This window comes from Bradyrhizobium sp. MOS003, from assembly GCF_003020125.1.
Classification (GTDB): Bacteria; Pseudomonadota; Alphaproteobacteria; order Rhizobiales; family Xanthobacteraceae; genus Bradyrhizobium.
In genome coordinates this window covers 405,178-425,478 of the sequence record NZ_PYFW01000003.1, presented here as the reverse complement: position 1 = coordinate 425,478, position 20,301 = coordinate 405,178, and the positions used below count along the sequence as shown (strand labels likewise).

The 20,301-nt window shown below is 65.1% G+C and carries 15 protein-coding genes; 7 read left to right on the top strand and 8 right to left on the bottom strand.

Annotated features, from left to right (window positions below):
- Positions 1–26 precede the first annotated feature (26 nt).
- A complete protein-coding gene (locus C7G42_RS16845) occupies positions 27–1,130 on the top strand; it encodes a DUF2336 domain-containing protein (RefSeq protein WP_106950069.1) in 1,104 nt (367 codons plus the stop codon).
- Between the two features lie 8 nt (positions 1,131–1,138).
- Here the strand turns inward: C7G42_RS16845 and C7G42_RS16840 are convergent, their stop codons facing one another.
- Complete coding sequence (locus tag C7G42_RS16840; RefSeq protein WP_106950068.1) at positions 1,139–1,777, bottom strand: NrsF family protein; 639 nt, start codon at positions 1,775–1,777, stop codon at positions 1,139–1,141.
- Between the two features lie 2 nt (positions 1,778–1,779).
- Complete coding sequence (locus C7G42_RS16835) at positions 1,780–2,325, bottom strand: sigma-70 family RNA polymerase sigma factor (protein WP_094975196.1); 546 nt, start codon at positions 2,323–2,325, stop codon at positions 1,780–1,782.
- Between the two features lie 290 nt (positions 2,326–2,615).
- Between C7G42_RS16835 and C7G42_RS16830 the strand changes: the two genes are divergently transcribed.
- From C7G42_RS16830 to C7G42_RS16815, 4 genes are all read left to right on the top strand, one after another.
- Positions 2,616–3,305 (top strand): hypothetical protein, encoded by a 690-nt coding sequence (locus C7G42_RS16830; protein WP_106950067.1) that lies wholly within the window; start codon positions 2,616–2,618, stop codon positions 3,303–3,305.
- A gap of 163 nt (positions 3,306–3,468) precedes the next feature.
- The gene (locus C7G42_RS16825; RefSeq protein WP_106950066.1) at positions 3,469–4,248 is read left to right on the top strand and encodes an enoyl-CoA hydratase; all 780 of its coding nucleotides are present in this window, start codon (positions 3,469–3,471) and stop codon (positions 4,246–4,248) included.
- 186 nt (positions 4,249–4,434) lie between these two features.
- Complete coding sequence (locus C7G42_RS16820; RefSeq protein ID WP_106950065.1) at positions 4,435–5,865, top strand: TolC family outer membrane protein; 1,431 nt, start codon at positions 4,435–4,437, stop codon at positions 5,863–5,865.
- Positions 5,866–6,034: 169 nt separating this feature from the next.
- Positions 6,035–6,997, top strand: coding sequence for an amidohydrolase family protein (locus tag C7G42_RS16815; RefSeq protein WP_106950064.1), 963 nt, complete (start codon positions 6,035–6,037; stop codon positions 6,995–6,997).
- Between the two features lie 3 nt (positions 6,998–7,000).
- On the opposite strand, the gene C7G42_RS16810 is transcribed toward C7G42_RS16815, so the two are convergent.
- The 3 genes from C7G42_RS16810 to C7G42_RS16800 form a co-directional block, all read right to left on the bottom strand.
- Positions 7,001–10,117, bottom strand: a complete 3,117-nt coding sequence (locus tag C7G42_RS16810) for an efflux RND transporter permease subunit (protein WP_106950063.1) — start codon at positions 10,115–10,117, stop codon at positions 7,001–7,003.
- A 39-nt stretch (positions 10,118–10,156) separates the two neighbouring features.
- Entirely contained in the window at positions 10,157–11,401 is a 1,245-nt protein-coding gene (locus C7G42_RS16805) for an efflux RND transporter periplasmic adaptor subunit (RefSeq protein WP_106950062.1), read from the bottom strand.
- Positions 11,402–11,546: 145 nt separating this feature from the next.
- Positions 11,547–12,947, bottom strand: coding sequence for a CoA transferase (locus tag C7G42_RS16800; protein WP_106950061.1), 1,401 nt, complete (start codon positions 12,945–12,947; stop codon positions 11,547–11,549).
- A gap of 57 nt (positions 12,948–13,004) precedes the next feature.
- Between C7G42_RS16800 and C7G42_RS16795 the strand changes: the two genes are divergently transcribed.
- A complete protein-coding gene (locus C7G42_RS16795) occupies positions 13,005–13,292 on the top strand; it encodes a hypothetical protein (RefSeq protein WP_092024185.1) in 288 nt (95 codons plus the stop codon).
- 206 nt (positions 13,293–13,498) lie between these two features.
- On the top strand, positions 13,499–14,269 hold the full coding sequence (locus C7G42_RS16790) for an SDR family NAD(P)-dependent oxidoreductase (protein ID WP_106950060.1): 771 nt from the start codon (positions 13,499–13,501) through the stop codon (positions 14,267–14,269).
- Between the two features lie 178 nt (positions 14,270–14,447).
- Here the strand turns inward: C7G42_RS16790 and C7G42_RS16785 are convergent, their stop codons facing one another.
- From C7G42_RS16785 to C7G42_RS16775, 3 genes are read right to left on the bottom strand one after another with little or no spacing between them, the layout of a single operon-like run.
- Entirely contained in the window at positions 14,448–17,909 is a 3,462-nt protein-coding gene (locus C7G42_RS16785; protein WP_106950059.1) for an error-prone DNA polymerase, read from the bottom strand.
- The gene (locus C7G42_RS16780; RefSeq protein WP_199580947.1) at positions 17,906–19,501 is read right to left on the bottom strand and encodes a Y-family DNA polymerase; all 1,596 of its coding nucleotides are present in this window, start codon (positions 19,499–19,501) and stop codon (positions 17,906–17,908) included. Before C7G42_RS16780 ends, C7G42_RS16785 begins: the two co-directional genes overlap by 4 nt.
- Positions 19,398–20,186, bottom strand: a complete 789-nt coding sequence (locus C7G42_RS16775) for an ImuA family protein (RefSeq protein WP_106950058.1) — start codon at positions 20,184–20,186, stop codon at positions 19,398–19,400. The genes C7G42_RS16780 and C7G42_RS16775 overlap by 104 nt, the downstream gene beginning before the upstream one ends.
- Between the last annotated feature and the right edge of the window lie 115 nt (positions 20,187–20,301).

The following is a 20,301-nucleotide window of genomic DNA, read 5'->3' as shown; positions in this document are numbered from 1 at the left end:
CGGACCGAGCGCTCCAGGACAGGGCCATGAGATCCAGATCCGCCAAAACATCCGAGAATTTGCTCGAGGAACTGCAGGCCGCGCTCTCGCACGGCACCGTCGCGCGCCGGGTCGAGACGCTGCGCCGCGTCACCGATCTGTTCGTGGGCAACGCGGTGGACTATTCCGACGACCACATCCGCGTGTTCGACGACGTGTTCCAGTGCCTGATCGAGCAGATCGAGACCTCGGCCAAAGCACTGCTCGCCGACCGCCTCGCACCGATTGCGGCCGCGCCGCCGAAAATCATGCGCACGCTCGCGCTCGACGAGGTCATCGAGGTCTCCGGCCCCGTGCTGTCGAAATCGGAACGGCTGGACGAGACGACCCTGATCGAGATCGCGCGCACGAGGGGCCAAGCGCATCTCAAGGCGATCTCGCTGCGGCGGGTGCTGTCGGAAGCGCTGACCGACGTGCTGCTGACGCGCGGCAACGAGGACGTGGTGCAGTCGACCGTCGGCAATCCGGGCGCGCGGCTCTCCGAGGGAAGCCTCACCGATCTCGTCACCCGCGCCGAACGCGACGACGACCTCGCCACCTGCATAGGCCAGCGGCCGGACCTGCCGCGCCATCACTATTTGAAGCTAATCGCGAAGGCCTCCCTGAGCGTACGCAGAAAGCTCGAGGCCGCGCATCCGGAACTCGCGAACGAAGTGTCGAGCGTGATCCAGGAAGTGGCTCAGCGGGTCCGCGCCGCCGCCATGACGAAGCAGACCGAGATGGCGCGCGCGCTGGTGAGGTCGCTGCACGAGGACGGCCGTCTCAACGAATTACAGGTCACCAGTTTCGCCGAGCAGGGCAAGTTCGACGAAACCAATGCGGGGCTCGCGGCGCTCGCGGGCGTCGCGGTCGAGACTGCCGAGACCATGATGATCGAAAGCCGCACCGAGGGCGTGATGATCCTCGCCAAGGTCGCGGGCATGTCCTGGCCAAGCGTGCGCGCCATCATCGCGATGCGCGAGAAGCTCTCCGGCGGCTCGCAGACCGACATGCTGACGCTGCGCGACGGCTACGAGGCCCTGCGCAGCTCGACCGCGCAGCAGGTGCTGCGCTTCCACCGCATGCAGCTGGGTGCGACGCCGGTGGCGTGACGCCGGCGCTAGTAGCGCAGAACTTTGGATCCCACCAACGCGCCGATGGCCGTGACGAACGCCGCCGCGAGCGTGTACCAGGTCGCGACGAACAGGGGCGAATCGTCGGTGCAGTGCGAGGCGTAGAGCGTCGCGGCAAGCCCGGCCGACACCAGGCCGGCGAGCGCTCCGGCCAGCGCGGGGTGCGAGGGCGCGCCGTGGCGCAGGCCGAACAGCGCGCCCACAAGCAGCGGCAGCGACATCGCCGGAATTGCGACCAGGCATACCCTGGAGTTCTTGCCCATCAAGCGCATCGTCATCGGCATGGCCGGGGCCATCATCGCCTCGCTGCCGATCGCAACTGCGAGCAGCCCGACCGGAAGCAAGAGCAGCCAGCCCCAACCACGCAGCAGGGCTTCGGGACGCGACAGATGCAGGCTGACGATGATCGCGGGGATCGCGAGCGACAGCGTCACCGCGAACTTCATGTCGAAGAACGGGTTGTGCATGGCCGTCATCACGTCCGGCCGCACGCCGAGGAACGTCGCGAAGATCAGGATCGACAAGGGCGCAGCCACCAGCAGTGCCATGGTCAGCACGGCGCCGACGCGCGGCGCGTGATGAGTGTTGTCGGCTGCGAGCGAACGGATGAGTTGATCGGTGTCCATGACTAGTGGTCCCGCAGTTTGGTCGTCAGCGCCGCAAGTCCGCGATGGAGTGCGACCCGTACCGCGCCCTCGCTCATCGAAAACTTCGTCGCCGTGTCCTTGATCGAGGCGCTCTCGACCGCGATCGACTGCAGCACGTCGCGCTGGCGCTGCGGCAGGGTGTTGAGCTGGGCTGCGACCTCGCCCGCGGAGGCCGTTTCCTCGGGCGCCTCGCCCGGCAGGGTTTCGGCGAAATCGTCGATGTTGACGAAGACGCGCCTGCCGCGCCGGCGCAGCGCGTCGATCAGCTTGTTGCGGCCGATGGCAAACAGCCAGGGAGCGAAGGGAGCTTCGCTGTCCCAGGTGTGACGCTTCAGATGCACCGCCAACAGAATCTCCTGCACGATATCCTCTGCCTGGTCGGGAGGCTGGCCTGCCCGGGCCAGGCCTCGCCTGGCGGCCGCGCGCAGCACGGGCGTAACCGCCCTCAACAGGCGATGATACGCCGCATCATCGCCTGCCATGGCCGACCGCATCAGGCCGGTCCATTCGTCCTCACGTCCGCGCACGCGCGCCCCTCACCAAGCAATTCGGCCGTTCGTTCAATTTGTTACGCGAGCCCGGCAGGATCACGAATTCGTGATCAACCTAAACCTCGCGACCGATCCGGCCGTCAACGTCTGCGACGGCTCATAACAGAGATCGGTGCGTCCCGCACCCGGCGGCTGGCTCCATGGGTGCCGGTTTGCCCCGGTTTTGCCCGGAGTAGCCCGAAGATTCCCATTTTCTGCCCCGCTGTCGTCACGCCCCAGGGTCTCTGTTCGCTCCCGGGACGGGCGGAATTGGGGAGATCATCACCATGATGAAAGCCAGCGGGCGCGCGGCCCTGATTGCTCTGGCCGGCCTTTTGTTGCTGTTCGGCGGCCTTGTACAGGGAGGTCTTGCACAGGCGGCACCAGCCCCAGCCACAAGCAAATCGGACAGCGCGGGCAAGCAGGCCGATGCGGCCAAGCCGAGTAAGCACCGACGCCACGAGTCTCGCCGCAACGGCAGCAGCAAGACGGCGCAGAAATCGGCCGACAAGACTGATGCTCCCGCAAAGGACGAGCCGAAAGCCGACGCCAAGGCCGACACCGGCGCGGCGGCCTTGAGCCAGATGCCGCCAGCGGTCGCGAACGCCAATGCGCAGCTCGCCGCCGCCGATACCCCGACTGCGGCAGCGGCCTCCGCCATGACGGACCGCGCCAACGGCAATGTCCAGGCAGCGGCTGATAATACCAACGCTGCGAATGGCGAGAGCCAGCCCCCCGAGAATCAGGTCGTCGCCCCTGATCAGCTCAACGACATTGACCGCGCCGCGCAACAGGACAGCCCACCGGCGCAGAAGGCGGTAATCGCCGCAACCGAGGCGCAGCCCCGGCCGGCACCGGTGATGGCCAGCAGCCAGCAGAGCTCGGCCTGGGACCAGAGCTCCCTGATCGGCAAGATCTTCATCGGCGTCGGCACGCTGCTGACGCTGGCGTCCGCGGCGCGCATGTTCATGGCGTGAGCGCTGGCCTGAATTCCTAGACCGGATTCCTGGCCTGATGTCTGGCTTGCGAGACCGCCACCGGAACGCGTATCCCGCTGTGTGTTCCGGCGGCCCTTAGCCCCCTTGAAGCCCACCGCGCCAGCGGGCACATTGCCCGCCTGATCAAAAGCGTGGGTGGAGCATGAGCACGTTCGAACACATCATCGTCGAAAGCAAAGGCGCGGTCGGCATCATCAAGCTGAACCGGCCGAAGCTGCTCAACGCGCTCTCCTTCGGCGTCTTCCGCGAGATCGCAGCTGCAGTCGACGATCTCGAGGCCGATGACGCCATCGGCTGCATCATCGTGACCGGCAGCGAGAAGGCCTTTGCCGCCGGCGCCGACATCAAGGAGATGCAGCCGAAGGGCTTCATCGACATGTTCTCCGAGGATTTTGCCGCGATCGGCGGCGACCGCATCGCGCGCTGCCGCAAGCCGACCATCGCCGCTGTTTCCGGCTATGCGCTCGGCGGCGGCTGCGAGCTTGCCATGATGTGCGATTTCATCATCGCCGCCGACACCGCCAAGTTCGGCCAGCCCGAGATCACGCTCGGCACCATTCCCGGCATCGGCGGTACCCAGCGCCTGACGCGCGCGATCGGCAAGTCGAAGGCGATGGACCTCTGCCTCACCGGCCGCATGATGGATGCGGCGGAAGCCGAGCGAAGCGGCCTCGTCAGCCGCATCGTGCCCGCCGACAAGCTGATGGAGGAGGTGATGGCGGCGGCCGAGAAGATCGCCGCAATGTCGCGCCCTGCGGCCGCGATGGCCAAGGAAGCGGTGAACCGCGCCTTCGAGACCACGCTTGCCGAGGGCATGAGCGTCGAGCGCAACCTGTTCCACTCGACCTTCGCGCTGGAGGACCGCTCCGAGGGCATGGCGGCGTTCATCGAGAAGCGCAAGCCGGTGAACAAGAACAGGTAATCCGGCGCACGGTCAGGCTGGTGTAAGGCTCGACCGCGTTCCCACGGAATCCCTGTGACGAAGCTGCAACAAGCACGGATTTCATGGGGGTTATCCCCGCGGCAGTTTGCCTGCGGGACCTCGGCTGGTTAAACAGTTAAGAGGCCACCGTCGGCGGGGGCGGACAGCCGGGTTAAGCGGGATTACATGATTGGGCGTACCGCCAGAGCTGGTCGCGAGATGACGCGGCATCGATCAGGCGCGGGTCCTGCGCTTACGACATGGACTGCGCTGGTGCTGTGCTGCGCCCTGCCCTCCGCCGCCTGGGCCGAAGCCCTGCCGGAGGCACTCGCCAAGGCCTACCAGACCAATCCACAGCTCAATGCCGAACGTGCGCGACAACGCGCCACGGACGAGAACGTGCCGCAGGCCCTCGCCGGTTACCGGCCGCAGATCGTGGCGAGCCTCAGCGCCGGCCTGCAATCGGTGCGCAATCTGCTGCCCGACAACACCATCCAGACCGGCAATCTGAAGCCATGGATCATCGGCGTCACCGTGACGCAGACCCTGTTCAACGGCTTCCGCACCGCCAACAACGTGCGGGCCGCCGAGCTCCAGGTGCAGTCGGGCCGTGAGGCGCTGCGCAATGTGGGCCAGGGCGTGCTGCTCGATGCGGTCACCGCCTACACCAACGTGCTCGCCAACCAGTCGCTGGTCGAGGCGCAGCGTTCCAACGTCGCCTTCCTGCGCGAGACGCTCTCGGTCACCCAGCGCCGCCTCAACGCCGGCGATGTCACGCCGACCGACAGCGCACAGGCCGAAGCGCGCCTCAACCGCGGCCTTGCCGATCTCAACGCGGCCGAAGTCTCGCTTGCGATCAGCCAGGCGACCTACGCGCAGGTGATCGGCAATGCGCCGTCGCAGCTGCGGCCCGCCGAGGCGGTCGATCGCTATCTGCCGAAGAGCCGCGAAGACGCGATGACGATGGCGATCCGCCAGCATCCGGCGGTGATGGCCGCCGGCTTCGACGTCGATGTCGCCTCCACCAACATCCGCATCGCCGAAGGCACCCTGCTGCCGAGCGCCACGATCCAGGGCAGCGCCAGCAAGAGCCGCAACAACGATCCGACGCTCGGCACCTTCGCCGAGGACCAAGCCTCGATCGTCGCCAACATCACCGCGCCGATCTACGACGGCGGCCAGGCCGCCGCGCAGACCCGGCAGGCCAAGGAGATCACGGCGCAGAGCCGGCTCGTGCTCGACCAGGTCCGCAACCAGGCGCGCACGGCGGCCGTGAGCGCCTGGGTTGCCAATGAAGGCGCCAAGATCACCGTGTCGGCCTCGGAATCCGAAGTGAAGGCCGCGACCGTCGCGCTCCAGGGCGTGCAGCGCGAGGCCGCCGGCGGACAACGCACCACCGTCGATGTCTTGAACTCGCAGGCCGATCTGATCCAGGCCAAGGCCCGCCTGATCGGCGCCAACCGCGACCGCGTCATCGCCTCCTACACGCTGCTCAGCGCCATCGGTCATCTCGACGTCAAGACGCTGAGCCTGAATACGCCGGACTATCTGCCCGAGGTGCACTACCATCAGGTTCGCGACGCCTGGCACGGGCTGCGCACGCCGTCGGGGCAGTAGCGGTTCGCAACGCAACGCCTTCGGTTTCCCTGCCCGATCACGCGCGTCGACGGCTCATGCCCGGTTGCGCACCTCGTCGAGCAGCTATGCAGCGAAGTGCAGTGGCTGCCAGGCTGATGTGATACTGTCCTGGCATCGTCGTTCAAATAACGAAGCAGGGAGAGAAACCATGCTCAGCCGACGCGGCGTCCTGTTCGCCTCCCTTGCCGCCGGAGCAGCCATGACCAACAAAGCCCACGCACGTGCCTCGCAGCCCGCCACGCCGGTCAATTTCGAGGTCCCGCTGCACGCCTGCGACTGTCACACCCATATCCATGGCGATGTCGAAAAATTTCCGTTCTTCGCCGGACGCGTCTATACGCCGGAGCCGGCGAGCCCCGAGGAAATGGCCGCGCTACACAAGGCGCTGCATATCGAGCGTGTGGTGATCGTGACGCCGAGCGTCTATGGCACCGACAATTCCTCGACGCTATTCGGCATGAAGGCGCGTGGCGCGACCGCGCGCGGGGTCGCCGTGATCGACGACAAGACGACGGAAGCACAGCTCGATACGATGCAGCAGGACGGCTTCCGGGGGATGCGCCTCAATCTCGCGACCGGCGGCGTCAACGACCCCAACGTCGGCCGGACGCGCTTCACCGCCGCAGTCGAGCGCATGAAGGCGCGCGGCTGGCACGTACAGCTCTACACCACGCTTGCCATGATCTCGGCGATCAAGGACCTCGTCGATAGCGCGCCGGTACCCGTCGTATTCGACCATTTCGGCGGACTCGAAGCGTCGCTGGGCCTGGAGCAACCCGGCTTCTCCGATCTCGTCGCGCTCGTCAAATCCGGCAAGGCCTATGTGAAGATCTCCGGCGCCTATCGCTCGTCGAAGCTCGCGCCCGACTATCAGGACATGGTGCCCTATGCACGGGCGTTGATCGCGGCGAATGCGGACCGCATCGTCTGGGGCACCGACTGGCCGCATCCGGATTCGAGCCATGTCGAGGGACGCAAGCCCACCGACATCGCGCCGCTCTATCAGATCGACGACGGTCGCCTGCTCAACCAGCTTTCGGTGTGGGCACCGGACGCCGATGTGCGCAAGAAGATCCTGGTCGACAACCCGGCACGACTCTACGGATTTTGACGGTCAGCGCGCACGGCGCGAGAAGAACGAGATCAGGACCGGCAAGGTCACGAGGATCACGATCGGCGCCAGCATCATGCCGGTGACGACGACGACCGCGAGCGGCTTCTGCACCTGCGAACCGATCCCCTCGGACAGCGCCGCCGGCAGCAGCCCGACACCGGCGACGACGCAGGTCATCAGCACCGGCCGGAGCTGAAGCTCGCCGGTCCGAACCACCGCGCTCATGCGGTCCATGCCCTCTTCGATCAGCTGGTTGTACTGCGACAGAATGATGATGCCGTCCATCACCGCGATGCCGAACAGCGCGATGAACCCGATCGCCGCGGACACACTGAATGCCGTGCCTGATATCAACAGCCCCAGAACGCCGCCGAAGATCGCCATCGGGATCACGCTCATCGCGAGCAGCGTATCGGTCATCGAGCCGAAATTGAACCAGAGCAGCACGCCGATCAGCGCCAGCGAGATCGGTACCACGATCGACAGCCGCCGGATCGCGTCCTGGAGGTTGCCGAACTCGCCGACCCATTCCATGCGCGAGCCCGGCGGCAGCTGCACCTGTTCGGCGATCTTCTGCTGGGCCTCGCTGATGGCGCTGCCGAGGTCGCGCTCGCGCACCGAGAACTTGATCGGCAGATAGCGTTCCTGCTGCTCGCGATAGATGTAGGCCGCGCCCGAGACGAGGCTGATGGTGGCAACCTCGCTCAGCGGAATCTGCGTGACGGTGCCGTTCGGCCCGGGCGCGCCGATGCGCAAATTCTGGATCGCCTCGGCACTGCGGCGATATTCCGGCGCGAGGCGGACGATGATCGGGAAGTGACGATCGGAGCCGGATTCGTAGAGATCGCCCGCGGTGTCGCCGCCGATCGCCACCTTGATGGTGGCGTTGATGTCGCCCGGCGCAAGGCCGTAACGCGCCGCCTTGGCGCGGTCGATGTCGATCTGGACGGTCGGCTGCCCCAGCGAAGTGAACACCGCAAGGTCGGTGACGCCCTGCACCGTGGCCAGCACCGACTTGATCTTGTTGGCGGTGTCGGTGAGCGCCTGAAGGTCGCTGCCGAACAGCTTGATCGAGTTCTCGCCCTTCACGCCGGATACGGCTTCGGAGACGTTGTCCTGGAGATATTGCGAGAAATTGAACTCGACGCCCGGGAAGCGATCGTCGAGCTGCTTGAGCAGTTGCGCGGTCAGTTCCTCCTTGTCGCGGGTACCCGGCCATTCGCTGATCGGCTTCAGCGGCGCGAAGAACTCGGCGTTGAAGAAGCCGGCGGCGTCGGTGCCGTCGTCGGGACGGCCGTGCTGCGACACGACGGACTCGACCTCGGGCCGGGCGCGGATCAGCTTGCGCATCTCGTTGACGTAGGAATTGCCTTCCTGGAGCGAGATGGTCGGCGGCAGCGTGGCGCGTATCCAGAGATTGCCCTCTTCCAGCTTCGGCAGGAATTCGAGGCCGAGCAGCCGGCTGAGCGCCACCGTCATCAGCACGAGACCGACCGCACCTCCGAGCACGATATTGCGGTTGGCGACCGCCCATCGCAGCAACGGCGAGTACAACCGGTGCAGGATCCGCATCACCCTGGTCTCGGTTTCCTCGACATGCGCGGGCAGGATGATCGCGGACAGCGCCGGTGTGACGGTGAAGGTCGCAAGGAGCCCGCCGGCCAGGGCATAGGCATAGGTGCGGGCCATCGGCCCGAAGATGTTGCCCTCGACGCCCGACAGCGTGAACAGCGGCAGGAAGGCCGCGATGATGATCGCCGCGGCGAAGAAGATCGAGCGCGAGACGTCGGCGGCCGCGCTGAGGATGGCGTGGGTCTTCATGCCGAACAGCGTCTCATGGGACATATGCTCGGTCTCGGACATCGGCGTCGTCTGGGTCAGACGGCGGAAGATCGCCTCCACCATGATGACGGTGGCATCGACGATGAGGCCGAAATCGATCGCGCCGACCGACAGCAGATTGGCCGATTCCCCGCGCAGCACCAGGATGATGACGGCGAAGAACAGCGCGAACGGAATGGTGGCGCCGACGATCAGCGCGCTGCGCAAATCGCCGAGGAAGATCCACTGCAGCAACACGATCAGGAGAATGCCGACCACCATGTTGTGCAGCACGGTGTGGGTGGTGAGCGCGATCAGGTCGCCACGGTCGTAGATGCGCTCGATGCGCACGCCGGGCGGCAGGATACTGGAGTTGTTGATCTGCCGGACGAGCTCGTGGACACGCTTGATGGTCGGCGAACTCTGTTCGCCGCGGCGCATCAGCACGATGCCCTGCACGATGTCGTCGGACTCGTCGAGGCCGGCAATGCCGAGGCGAGGCTTCTGGCCCACCGTGACGGTGGCGACGTCCTTGACCAGCACCGGATTGCCGCCGGTCTGCGCCACCATGGTATTGGCGAGATCGTCGATCGACCGGATCAGGCCGACGCCGCGCACGACGGCCGATTGCTGGCCGATATTGACGGTGTTGCCGCCGACATTGACGTTGGAATTGCCGACCGCCTGGAGCAATTGCGGCAGCGTCAGGCCGTTGGCGACCAGCTTGTTGAAGTCGACCTGAAGCTCATAGGTCTTGCTCTTGCCGCCCCAGCCGGTGACGTCGATGACCCCCGGCACGGCGCGGAAGCGGCGCTGCAGGATCCAGTCCTGGATGGTCTTGAGATCGAGCACGCTGTAGTTCGGCGGGCCGACCAGGCGGTAGCGGAAGATCTCGCCGATCGGGCTGAGCGGCGAGATCTGCGGCTGCACGTTGCCCGGGAGCGGCGAGAGCTGCGCCAGGCGGTTCAATACCTGCTGCAACGCCTCGTCATAGGTGTAGGCGAACGAGAACTGAATCTTGACGTCGGAGAGACCGTAGAGCGAGATGGTGCGGATGGTCGTGATGTTCTTCAGGCCCGCGACCTGGGTCTCGATCGGGATCGTGATGTAGCGCTCGATCTCCTCCGCCGACAGCCCCGGCGACTGCGTCACGATGTCGACCATCGGGGGTGTCGGATCGGGATAGGCCTCGATGTTGAGCTGGTTGAACGCGATGACGCCGCCGATCAGCACGGCGACGAACATCCCGACCATCAGGAAGCGCCGGTTGACGGCAAGGGCGACGAGGCGATCCATTCAGGTCTTCAGCTTGTTTTCGTTTTCTTGGGCGGTCGATCAGCTGCCGGACGCCGCGCGGTCGATGAACAGGCTGCCTTTGACGACGATCTGCTCGCCGGGATTCAGATTGCGGGTGACCTCGACCAGGTTGCCGTTGATGAGGCCGATCTTGATCTCGCGCAGCTCGACCGACTTGTCCTCACGGGCGACCCAGAGGCGGACCTTGTCGGCCTCATAGATCAGCGCCTGCTTCGGCACCGCGGGCGCGGCGCGGTCGCCCGCCGAATAGATCGTGACGTTGGCGAACATCTCGGGCTTGAGCAGCCCGTCCTTGTTGTCGATGGTGGCGCGGACCATCAGGCGGCGGGTGTTGGGGTCGATCGCGGTGGCGACGTAGTTGATCCTGGCGGTCAAGGGGCGGCCCGGTAGCGCCATCACGTTGACGGTGATGTCCTGGCCGACGCAGACCGCAGCGGCGTCGCTCTCGCGCACGAAGGCGGTGAGCCAGACGGTCGAGAGATCGCCGACCACGAAGACAGGATCGCTGGCGCCGGAATTGACATATTGGCCGGGGCCGATCTTGCGCTGCACGACCGTGCCGGCGATCGGCGAGTAAATCGTGATCTCCCGATCGATGACACCCTTGTCCTGGAACGCCTTGATGGTCTCGTCGGTGAAGCCGAGGATCCGCAGCTTGTTGCGCGCTGCTTCCAGCGCGGTGGCCGAGGAGCGCATGTCGTTCTGTGCCTGGACCTGCGTCGCCTCCGCCTGCTGATAATCCTTCAGGGGAATGGCGCGGCCTTCATAGAGGTCCTTGGCCCGCTTGAACTGGATGTCGGCAAGGTCGATCGCCGACTTCGCCTTGTTTTGCGCGGTCATCGCCGCGATGAAATCGTTCTGGGCCTGCACCGTATCGGCGGCCTCGATCGTGAACAGCGGTTGGCCCTGCTTCAGCATCTCACCCGGCTTGGCCAGCAGCTTGGTAACCCGGCCGGCATAGGGCGAGAACACCGGGGTCGAACGGTCCTCGTCGACAGCGACCTTGCCTTCAGTGACATATTCGGCGCGGAACGCTCTGGCCTTGACCGGCTCGATCGTTAGCGATGCCCATTCCGACGGTGTCGGCGTGAAGTTCTGCGCATTCCTGCGCGACTGGCTGGAGATCTCGGAGTGTTTCTTGTCCTTCGACCCCGAACCAAGGAAGCCGTAGGCACCTGCGCCGGCAAGGGATAGTAGAACTACGGATGCGATCACCCGTTGCTTTGTAAACACCTGCAATCGCTTGGTATTTTCAACTACCATGGAGCCCGGTCGTGTCTGCGACGATCTTGGCAGATGCCTACCTTATCGGTCGCGCTAATAGTGCCGAATTAGGATTTCAAACAATCTAAAAAACGCTGCGCGCCTTTCGGTTTGCGTTAAATTTTTGCGACATGTCAGCTTCATGTCAGCTTCGCGCCGGCCACTGCGTTGGATGACTGCCGAGCGGCATTGCCGGACGAGACCATTGCGCCGGTGTCGTCGACAGCAACGCCGCATGACGCACTGCCTTCAACATGCCGAAGCCAGATGGCATGCTCTCGATGAACGCAGCATGTACGGCCTCGCCCGTAAGATCCGGAGTGTTCAGCCCGCCATCGAGCCGGCCCAGATTCCACAGCCATCGCCCGGTCTGCGCCAGCGACACGCGCACGTGCCAGCTGCCGCCTTCGCGCGCCTGGCGCATCTTCGCCATCATCGCGCCGAACGCCATCAGATAGCCGGTGGCGTGGTCGAGTATCTGTGCCGGCAATTCCTTCGGGCCGTCGATGCCGGCGGCCTTTCCTTCCGCATCGTTGAAGCCGGTAGTGGTTTGCACCAGGGAATCGAAGCCGCGCCGCTCGGCCCAGGGGCCGGTATGGCCATAGGCCGACAGCGTCACGTAGACGATGCCCGGGTTGATCTGAGCCGCGTTCTCGGGCGCGAAGCCGAGAGCAGCGAGCGCGCGTGGGCGATAGCCTTGCGAGAAGATGTCGGCGTCCCGCAACAATTCGCGCAACTGCGCCCTGCCCGTCCCGCTCTTCAACTCGATGAAGGTGGTCAGCTTGCCGCGCCCGGTATCGATGGTGAGCCAGTCGATGGCGGGCAGCTCCGGTCCGGAGACGAGCAGCACATCCGCACCATGCGCAGCGAGCGTGCGCCCTGCGACGGGGCCGGCAATGACGCGGGAGAGATCGAGCACGCGAAGGCCCGACAGTGGACGATCACCTCCGGGCCACGGCTTTGGCGGGGCTTCGCCGATCTTCTCGATCGAGATCAGCGGCAATTGCGCGAGCGCGCGCGCCTGCGGCAGCGCTGACCATTCGTCGTAGGAGCGCATCAGCGCGACGACGCCGCCCGCGGCGTAGGCCGCGGTCTCGAAATCCTCGCCCTTCCATTGCATCAGCGCCGCCTGCACCTTGTCGCGCTCCGCATCACAGCCGAGCACCTTGCAGACGGCGTCGCGGTGATGCGGGAAATTGGTGTGGCAGCGAACGAAGCGATTGTCGCCGGTCCTGTAGACGCCGGCGATGGCATCCCAGGCCGGTGGCGGCGGCTTGTCGTCGACGCGCAGATAGCGCTCGGAGCGGCATTCGGCGACGGCGTGGCGCATGTCGACGCCTACGTCCTGCGTCTGCCCGCTGCGCAGCCGCCAGATTTCAGCGGCGGCAAGGCCGGCAGCCGCGATGGCCGTCTGTCCGGCAATTGCGACGCGGAAAGAGGACGGAAGCTGAGGCTCCTCGCCGCTCAGCCGGACGCGTTCGAGCGCCGGCTTATCGCCACCGGCGGAGGTCCAGATGTCCTTGAGAATGTCGGCAGGGCTTTGCATGGCCGCTTCTCTCCCCTAGTTTTTCCGCGACAATCCATCAGCACATGAGGAATTGCAATGGCCGCCATCGACCCCCTTACCGCAGGCGCCGTGTTCATCGCAACGGCGGCCACAGACGCAGTCTATGTCATGTTCACCTCGGCCGTCATCGCACGCAAGCGTGTGCCGGCGGCCAACTGGAGCGCGGTCTGGTACATGCTCTCCTCCTACGCCGTGATCAGCTACACCGAAAACGCCTTTTACGTTGCCTTCGCCGCGATCGGCTCCTGGGCCGGCGCCTACGCGTCGCTCACTTTCCTGCACCGCCCGCCCGGCGGCCCGCCGGTCGGCGCGGCGCCGGAGTGAGGGGGCCCCGCCTCTCTCCACGTCATTGCGAGGAGCCCGCGACAAAATTGCGTAGCAATTTTGCGCTGATGCGACGAGGCCATCCAGACTGCCTCCACGGATGCATTTCTGGATTGCTTCGCTGCGCTCGCAATGACGAATTGGAGAGTTCAGCATATCTCCGGAAACAGCTACACTCTCCACATCAACAAAAAGGAAACCCAACAATGGATCTCGGTCTCAAAGGCAAGAACGCCATCGTGCTCGGCGGCACGCGGGGCATCGGGCGGGCGATTGCGGCGACGCTGGCCGGTGAAGGCACCAATGTCGCGGTGTGCGCGCGCAATGCCGATCAGGTTGCAACCACCGTCGCCGAGCTGAAGGCGCAGGGTGTCAACGCCACCGGCGGCCCGGTCGACGTCACCGACGGCGCAGCGCTGAAATCCTGGATCGAGGATGCAGCGAAGGAACTCGGCGGCATCGACATGCTGTTCTCCAATGCCGGCGCGATGGCGCAAGGCCACGATGCTGCATCGTGGGAGCAGAATTTCAGGCTCGACCTGCTCGGCGCCGTGCATGCGTTCGATGCCGCGCGGCCGTTCCTCGAAGCGAGCGGAGAAAGAAGCGGCGACGCCGCCTTCGTCATCATCTCCTCGATCTCGGCGGCGCAGGCCGACACGGCCAGTTCCTACGGCCCGATCAAGGCGGCGCTGATCCACATGGCCAAGGGACTGGCGCGGCAACATGCGAAGAAGAAGATCCGCGTGAATGTCGTGTCGCCCGGCACGGTCTATTTCAAGGGCGGGGTATGGGAGATGGTCGAGAAGAACATGCCCGAGCGCTACAACGACGCCATGAAGCGCAATCCCACGGGACGCATGGCGACGCCGCAGGAGATCGCGAGCGCGGCGGTGTTTCTGGCAAGCCCGGTGTCGGGGTTCACCACGGGATCGAATCTCGTCGTGGACGGCGCGATCTCGAACCGGGTGAATTTTTAGAGGGGCTGGTTTGCCAGACTCTCTTTCGTCATGGCCGGACTCGACCCGGCCATCCACGCGCTGCTGTGCTCGCCGAAAGACGTGGATGCCCGGGTCAAGCCCGGGCATGACGGACGAGAGTGAGTCGCGCGCCGTCGTTACAACACTCGTCAATGACGGTGGCGGGCACGCCCCCTCCTCAATGAAAATCCCGCGACGGCGGCAGGATGCGGACGTTGCGAGGATGGCGGATTTTCTGCGCGGGCATGTCCGGAAGATCGCGACGATCGTCATTGAGCTCGCCCCCGGTCTCAAGCGGCATCGGATGCTTGCGGCTCAGCGCGTCGTTGGCGAGGCCAACCAGATCGTGCGAGCGATCGATCAGGCGCTGGGCGATGAGATGCGTCACCTTCTCGGGGCTGCTCTGGATATAGCCGTGAACCTCGATGAGGCGCGCGCCCATCACCTCTTTGCGGTACTGCTCCATGATCTTGGGCCAGACCACGACATTGGCGATGCCGGTTTCGTCCTCCAGCGTCATGAACACGACGCCGCTGGCGCTGCCCGGCCGTTGCCGCACCAGCACCACGCCGGCGCAGCGGACGCGGCGTCGCTCGTTCTCGTGGCTGATCTCCCTGCAGGCGACGATGCGCTCGCGTGAAAACATCTCGCGCAGGAATTCCATCGGGTGGCCCTTCAGCGACAACCGGATGGTCTGGTAGTCCGCGACCACCTGCTCGGCGCGCGGCATCACCGGCAGCGGCTTGGCATGCTCGTCCGGCTGCTCGCGCGCAGTCGCGGCTTCGAACAGCGGCAGCGGCACATCGTCGGGCAGCCGCCGCACCTGCCACAGCGCCTCGCGGCGGTCGAGCCCGAGCGAGCGGAACGCGTCGGCATCCGCCAGCAGGATCAGCGCGCGCTTGGGCAGGCCGGTATCGCGGGCGAAATCCTCGAGCGAGGTGAAGGTCCGGCGATTGCGCGCGGCAACGATGCGGTCGGCCCAGTCGCGTACTCTCTCCACATTGTCATTCCGGGGCGACGCGTCATCGTCGAGCCCGGAATCCATTCCGCCGGGCGTATGCGGCCCGATGGATTCCGGGCTCGCGCTGCGCGCGCCCCGGAATGACGACTGAGAGCGTTTCAACTGCTCTTCATCCTCGTCCAGCCAGTGAAAGCCGTCGATCTGACGGAAGCCCAGGCGCACGGCGCAATATTTGCCGCTCCCTTCCTCCAGCGTGTTTTGCGCAAAGCTGCAGGACACGTCGATGTCACGAATCTCGACGCCGTTCTTGCGGGCGTCGTTGACGATCTGTGCTGGCGCATAAAAGCCCATCGGCTGCGAATTCAGCAGGCCGCAGCAGAAGGCATCGGGATGATGGTACTTCAGCCATGAGGAGATGTAGACGAGCTGGGCGAAGCTTGCCGCGTGGCTCTCCGGGAAACCGTAGGAGCCGAAACCCTTGATTTGGTCAAAGCAGTTTCGCGCGAATTGAGGATCGTAACCCCGGCGGATCATATTGCCGATCATTTTCTCTTCGAAATTGCCGATGGTCCCGACATTGCGAAACGTCGCCATGGCACGCCGCAACCCATTGGCTTCTTCCGAGGTAAATTCTGCGGCCACGATCGCGATCCGCATCGCCTGCTCCTGAAACAGGGGCACGCCGAGCGTCTTGTGAAGGACCTCGCGAAGCTCGTTCTTGTTGCCACCTTTCGGATAGGGATACTCGATATCCGCTGGATTCATCTTCCGCCGGCGCAAATACGGATGCACCATGTCGCCCTGGATCGGTCCGGGCCGCACGATCGCGACCTCGATGACGAGATCGTAGAACGTCCGCGGCTTGAGGCGTGGCAGCATGTTCATCTGCGCGCGGCTCTCGACCTGGAACACGCCGAGCGATTCCCCTCGCTGCAGCATTTGATAAACTTCGTCGTCATCCTCTCCCTTGATATCCGCAAGCTCGTAACGCGTCCCCTTGTGGTCCGCGATCAAATCAAAGCATTTCCGGATGCAGGTCAGCATGCCCAGCGCGAGCACGTCGACCTTCATCATGTTGAGCGCGTCGACGTCGTCCTTGTCCCATTCGATGAAGGTGCGGTCATCCATCGCGGCGTTGCCGATCGGCACATAGGTGTCGAGCCGGTCCTGGGTCAGCACATAGCCGCCGACATGCTGGGAAAGATGGCGCGGAAATTCGATCAGTTCGGTCGCAAGTTCGACCGCAAGATTGATCATGGGATTGCCGGGATCGAGTCCGGCCTGCCTCACCTGCATGTCATTGAGGCCACTGCCCCAACTGCCCCAGACAGTGTCGGCGAGCGCTGCGGTGACGTCCTCGGTCAGGCCCAGCGCCTTGCCGACGTCGCGGATGGCGCTGCGCGGGCGATAGTGAATGACGGTAGCGATGATCGCGGCACGGTGACGGCCGTAGCGGCGATAGACATATTGCATCACCTCCTCGCGCCGCGAATGCTCGAAATCGACGTCGATGTCGGGCGGCTCCAGCCGTTCCTTGGAGATGAAGCGCTCGAACAACAAATCGACCTTGGTCGGGTCGACCGAGGTGATGCCAAGCACGTAGCACACCGCCGAATTCGCCGCCGATCCCCGCCCCTGGCACAAAATGTTCTGGCTGCGTGCGTAGTGCACGATGTCGTGCACGGTGAGGAAGTAATGCGCGTATTTCAGCTCGGCGATCAGCGCGAGCTCTTTATGCAGGGTGGCGCGCAGCTTCGCGTCAATGTTCTCGATGCCGCCGAAATATTTGTCGACGCCCGCCCAGGTCAGATCCTCCAGATGTCCCTGCGCGGTCTTGCCCGGTGGCACCGGCTCGTCCGGATACTGGTATTTGAGCTGGTCGAGCGAGAAGTCGATCTTCCCCGCAAAACGCATGGTCTCCGCGATCGCTTCTGGAAAATCGCGGAACAGCCGCGCCATTTCTCGCGGCGTTTTCAGAAACCGTTCGGCATTGGCTTCCAGCTTCGTCCCGACCGCCTCGATCGTGGTCTTTTCCCGGATGCAGGTCAGCACGTCCTGAAGCGGACGGCGGCCGGGATCGTGATAAAGCACCTCGTTGGTCGCGAGCAGCGGCACTTTTGCTTTGGCCGCGAGATCATCGAGCCGGGCCAGCCGGCGGCGGTCGTCGCCGCGATAGATCAGGCTCGCCGCCAGCCATACGCCCTCGGCGCGGCTCGCCTTCAGCTTTGCAAGCACATCCAGCGCCTGCGCCGGCTCGAAGCGGTGCGGCAACGTCAGGACCAGGAGCTGGCCTTGCGAAAACTCCAGGAGATCGGCGAAGGCGAGACGGCATTCGCCCTTCTCGATCCGCGTGATGTCGTCGCCACGCTTGCCCCGGGTCAGGAGCTGGCACAGCCGGCCATAGGCGGCGCGGTCGCATGGATAGACCAGAATGTCGGGCGTGCCGTCGCTGAAGACGATGCGCGCGCCGATCAGCAGTTTCGGCTTGTGCAGCACCTTGTCGTTATCGAGCTCATTCCAAGCCCGCACCACGCCGGCGAGCGTGTTGTGATCGGCGATGCCGATCGCGGGAAGGCCGAGCTCGCTGGCCTGATGCACATAGGCGCGCGGATCCGAGCCTCCACGCAGGAAGGAGAAGTTGGTGGTGATGCCGATCTCGGCATAAGCGGGCGCACTCATGCGAAGAGACCGTGCACATACCAGCCGGGAGAAGCAGGCTCGCCATCGCCGTCGAACACTTCCCCCTCGTAAAGTCCGTCGCGAAAGATCCAGAAGCGCAGGCCCTCGGTGTCCTCGATGCGAAAGTAATCCCGCGTCAGCTGCTTGCCGTCCTGCCGCCACCATTCCATCGCGATACGCTCGGGCCCCTCCACCCGCACCACGGCATGCAGCGCGCGACGCCAGGTGAATTGATGCGGCGGTCCATCCGGCACGGCCGCGAACGGCACCTTGATCGGTTCCGGTCTGTCGAACAGCCGCAAGGGACGCAACGGCGGCTCGCTTTCGGTTCGCGCCGGCCATTCGGCCTGCATGGCGGCGGCGAGATGATGCTGCGCCGGGGCGGCCATCACGGCGCATTCGGGGATATGGGTATCCTCGGGCAAGTGCACGACGACGCGTTTTCCGCCGATGCGCGCGGCGATGCGGTCGATCAGGGCAGAGAGCTCGTCATTGTCATGGACATGGGCGTCGAGATCGCGCTGCTCCTGCACCACGATCTCGGTGCGGCTTGCCGAGAGGCGCACCATGTCGAAGCCGAAACCGGGATCGAGGGGATCGGCGAGCGCGTCAAGGCGCTCGCGGAACAGCCGGTCGATGACTTTGCTTTGCGTCACCGGCCGCCCGGCCTCGACCATGATCGCGCGTACCACACCGTCGGTGCGGAAGAAGGCGGCTTCGAGCCTGCGCGCGCCTTTGCCCTGCTTCTCCATCGACGCGATCAGCGTGTCCGCCAGCCGCGACAGTGTCATCGCGATCATGGTGTCGGTCGCGATCGGCTCGGCAAAGCGCTTCTCCACGATGTAATCGGGCAGCGGCTTGCGCGGGCTGATTGGCGCATCGCCCTGCCCCAGCGCATGCGCGAGCAGCGTGGAGAACCGCGCGCCGAACCGCGCCGTGATCTCGCTCGGCGAACGGGAGGCGACATCGCCGATGGTCTTCAGCCCGGCGCGGCGCAGGCCCGTGGTGATGGCCTCGCCCGCACCGAGCGCCGACACCGGAAACCGGTCGATCGCCGCCGCCTCCCCGCCATCGGCAACGATGCTGCCCGTGGCCTGCCGCGTCAGCGTGCGCGCGCAGACCGAGGTGCCGGCGATCGCCGCGCTGACGGCAAAGCCTTGTCGGCCGAGTGCACGAACCAGCGTCTGCAACAGCGCAGCCTCGCCGCCGAACAGATGCGCACAGCCGGTGATGTCGAGGAACAGCCCATGCGGCTGATCGAGCGCCACCAGCGGCGTGAAGCGGTCGCACCAGTCGGCGATGCCGCTGAGCGTCTTCGCATCGGCGACGACATCGGCGTCGAACACCTTTAAGTCCGGACACATCGCCCGCGCATTGGCCAGGGGTTGGCCGATATACAGCCCGAGGCGCTCGGCGGCCTCGTCCAGCGCATGGATCACCAGCGCATTGTTCTCCTTGATGACGACGATGCTCGGCTCATGATTGGTTTTACCCAGCCCGGCGCTGTTGAAGAAACGTTGGATTCTGTCGATCGACAGGCGTGGCAGCCACAGGCTGAGAATACGTCGACGGTTCACTGAACTGGCACTCATCACAATTCCATTCCATGATCCACCGGCCGCACGGGCCATGACGATTGCGCAACAGCTCCGCATCGAAGCGCGGCGCGCCCCAGGCGTCCCACACCGACCCCGGCGGCGAATGCGCCGCGCGCAGCATCCATCGTGTCTCTGCAGTCGAAGGCAGCGGCTGCGCGGCCATGCGCAGCATCAGGCCGGTGACGCCGGAGCCTTGCGCGGCCAACGTCAGCTTGCGGCTCGCCACCAGATCGAACTGCCTGGTCTCGCCCCAGAGCTCGAGCACGACGGCGCCGAGCGCATCGCAGGCCAGCGCATCGGCCGAGCTGCGCAGCGCGCTCTCGACATCGGCGGCGCGCACCATCACCACGCGGCGTGGATCGAGGCCGAGCTCGGCGAGCCCGCTCATCGACAGTGCGCCCGCCTCTATCTCCGAGAAATCCTGTCGTATCCACAGCAGCGGCCGCTGCGCCGAGACGCGCCCGGCAAGCCCCATGACGAAGCCGGTTGCGGCCGTCCCCTGAGACCCAGCGCAAAACACCTCGTGGATCGCCGCGCGCGCAAGGCCGCCCTTCAGCGCGACATCGGCTTCGTTGTGGCCGAGCGCGACGCGATCGTGCGGATGCACGACCGCCGCCGTCTCGATGCGCTCGATCTGGCCGCGCAAGGTCGCAAGCGCGCTCATGCGTGCGCCGCTCATGCTCGCCGCTCCTTCAGGGTGATTGCCGATGGCTCTTAAAAATAAGAACCAGCGGCTGGCTCATTTGTTCATGGTATGTTCTAATATAAAGCTAACGGCGGCCGGGGAGTCAATC

What these genes read in the sequence shown, in the direction of transcription:
- C7G42_RS16845 (WP_106950069.1), top strand. Translation starts at nt 27, where the DNA reads ATGAGATCCAGATCCGCCAAAACATCCGAGAATTTGCTCGAGGAACTG.
- C7G42_RS16840 (WP_106950068.1), bottom strand. Translation starts at nt 1,777, where the DNA reads ATGGACACCGATCAACTCATCCGTTCGCTCGCAGCCGACAACACTCAT.
- C7G42_RS16830 (WP_106950067.1), top strand. Translation starts at nt 2,616, where the DNA reads ATGATGAAAGCCAGCGGGCGCGCGGCCCTGATTGCTCTGGCCGGCCTT.
- C7G42_RS16825 (WP_106950066.1), top strand. Translation starts at nt 3,469, where the DNA reads ATGAGCACGTTCGAACACATCATCGTCGAAAGCAAAGGCGCGGTCGGC.
- C7G42_RS16820 (WP_106950065.1), top strand. Translation starts at nt 4,435, where the DNA reads ATGATTGGGCGTACCGCCAGAGCTGGTCGCGAGATGACGCGGCATCGA.
- C7G42_RS16815 (WP_106950064.1), top strand. Translation starts at nt 6,035, where the DNA reads ATGCTCAGCCGACGCGGCGTCCTGTTCGCCTCCCTTGCCGCCGGAGCA.
- C7G42_RS16810 (WP_106950063.1), bottom strand. Translation starts at nt 10,117, where the DNA reads ATGGATCGCCTCGTCGCCCTTGCCGTCAACCGGCGCTTCCTGATGGTC.
- C7G42_RS16805 (WP_106950062.1), bottom strand. Translation starts at nt 11,401, where the DNA reads ATGGTAGTTGAAAATACCAAGCGATTGCAGGTGTTTACAAAGCAACGG.
- C7G42_RS16800 (WP_106950061.1), bottom strand. Translation starts at nt 12,947, where the DNA reads ATGCAAAGCCCTGCCGACATTCTCAAGGACATCTGGACCTCCGCCGGT.
- C7G42_RS16795 (WP_092024185.1), top strand. Translation starts at nt 13,005, where the DNA reads ATGGCCGCCATCGACCCCCTTACCGCAGGCGCCGTGTTCATCGCAACG.
- C7G42_RS16790 (WP_106950060.1), top strand. Translation starts at nt 13,499, where the DNA reads ATGGATCTCGGTCTCAAAGGCAAGAACGCCATCGTGCTCGGCGGCACG.
- C7G42_RS16785 (WP_106950059.1), bottom strand. Translation starts at nt 17,909, where the DNA reads ATGAGTGCGCCCGCTTATGCCGAGATCGGCATCACCACCAACTTCTCC.
- C7G42_RS16780 (WP_199580947.1), bottom strand. Translation starts at nt 19,501, where the DNA reads ATGAGTGCCAGTTCAGTGAACCGTCGACGTATTCTCAGCCTGTGGCTG.
- C7G42_RS16775 (WP_106950058.1), bottom strand. Translation starts at nt 20,186, where the DNA reads ATGAGCGGCGCACGCATGAGCGCGCTTGCGACCTTGCGCGGCCAGATC.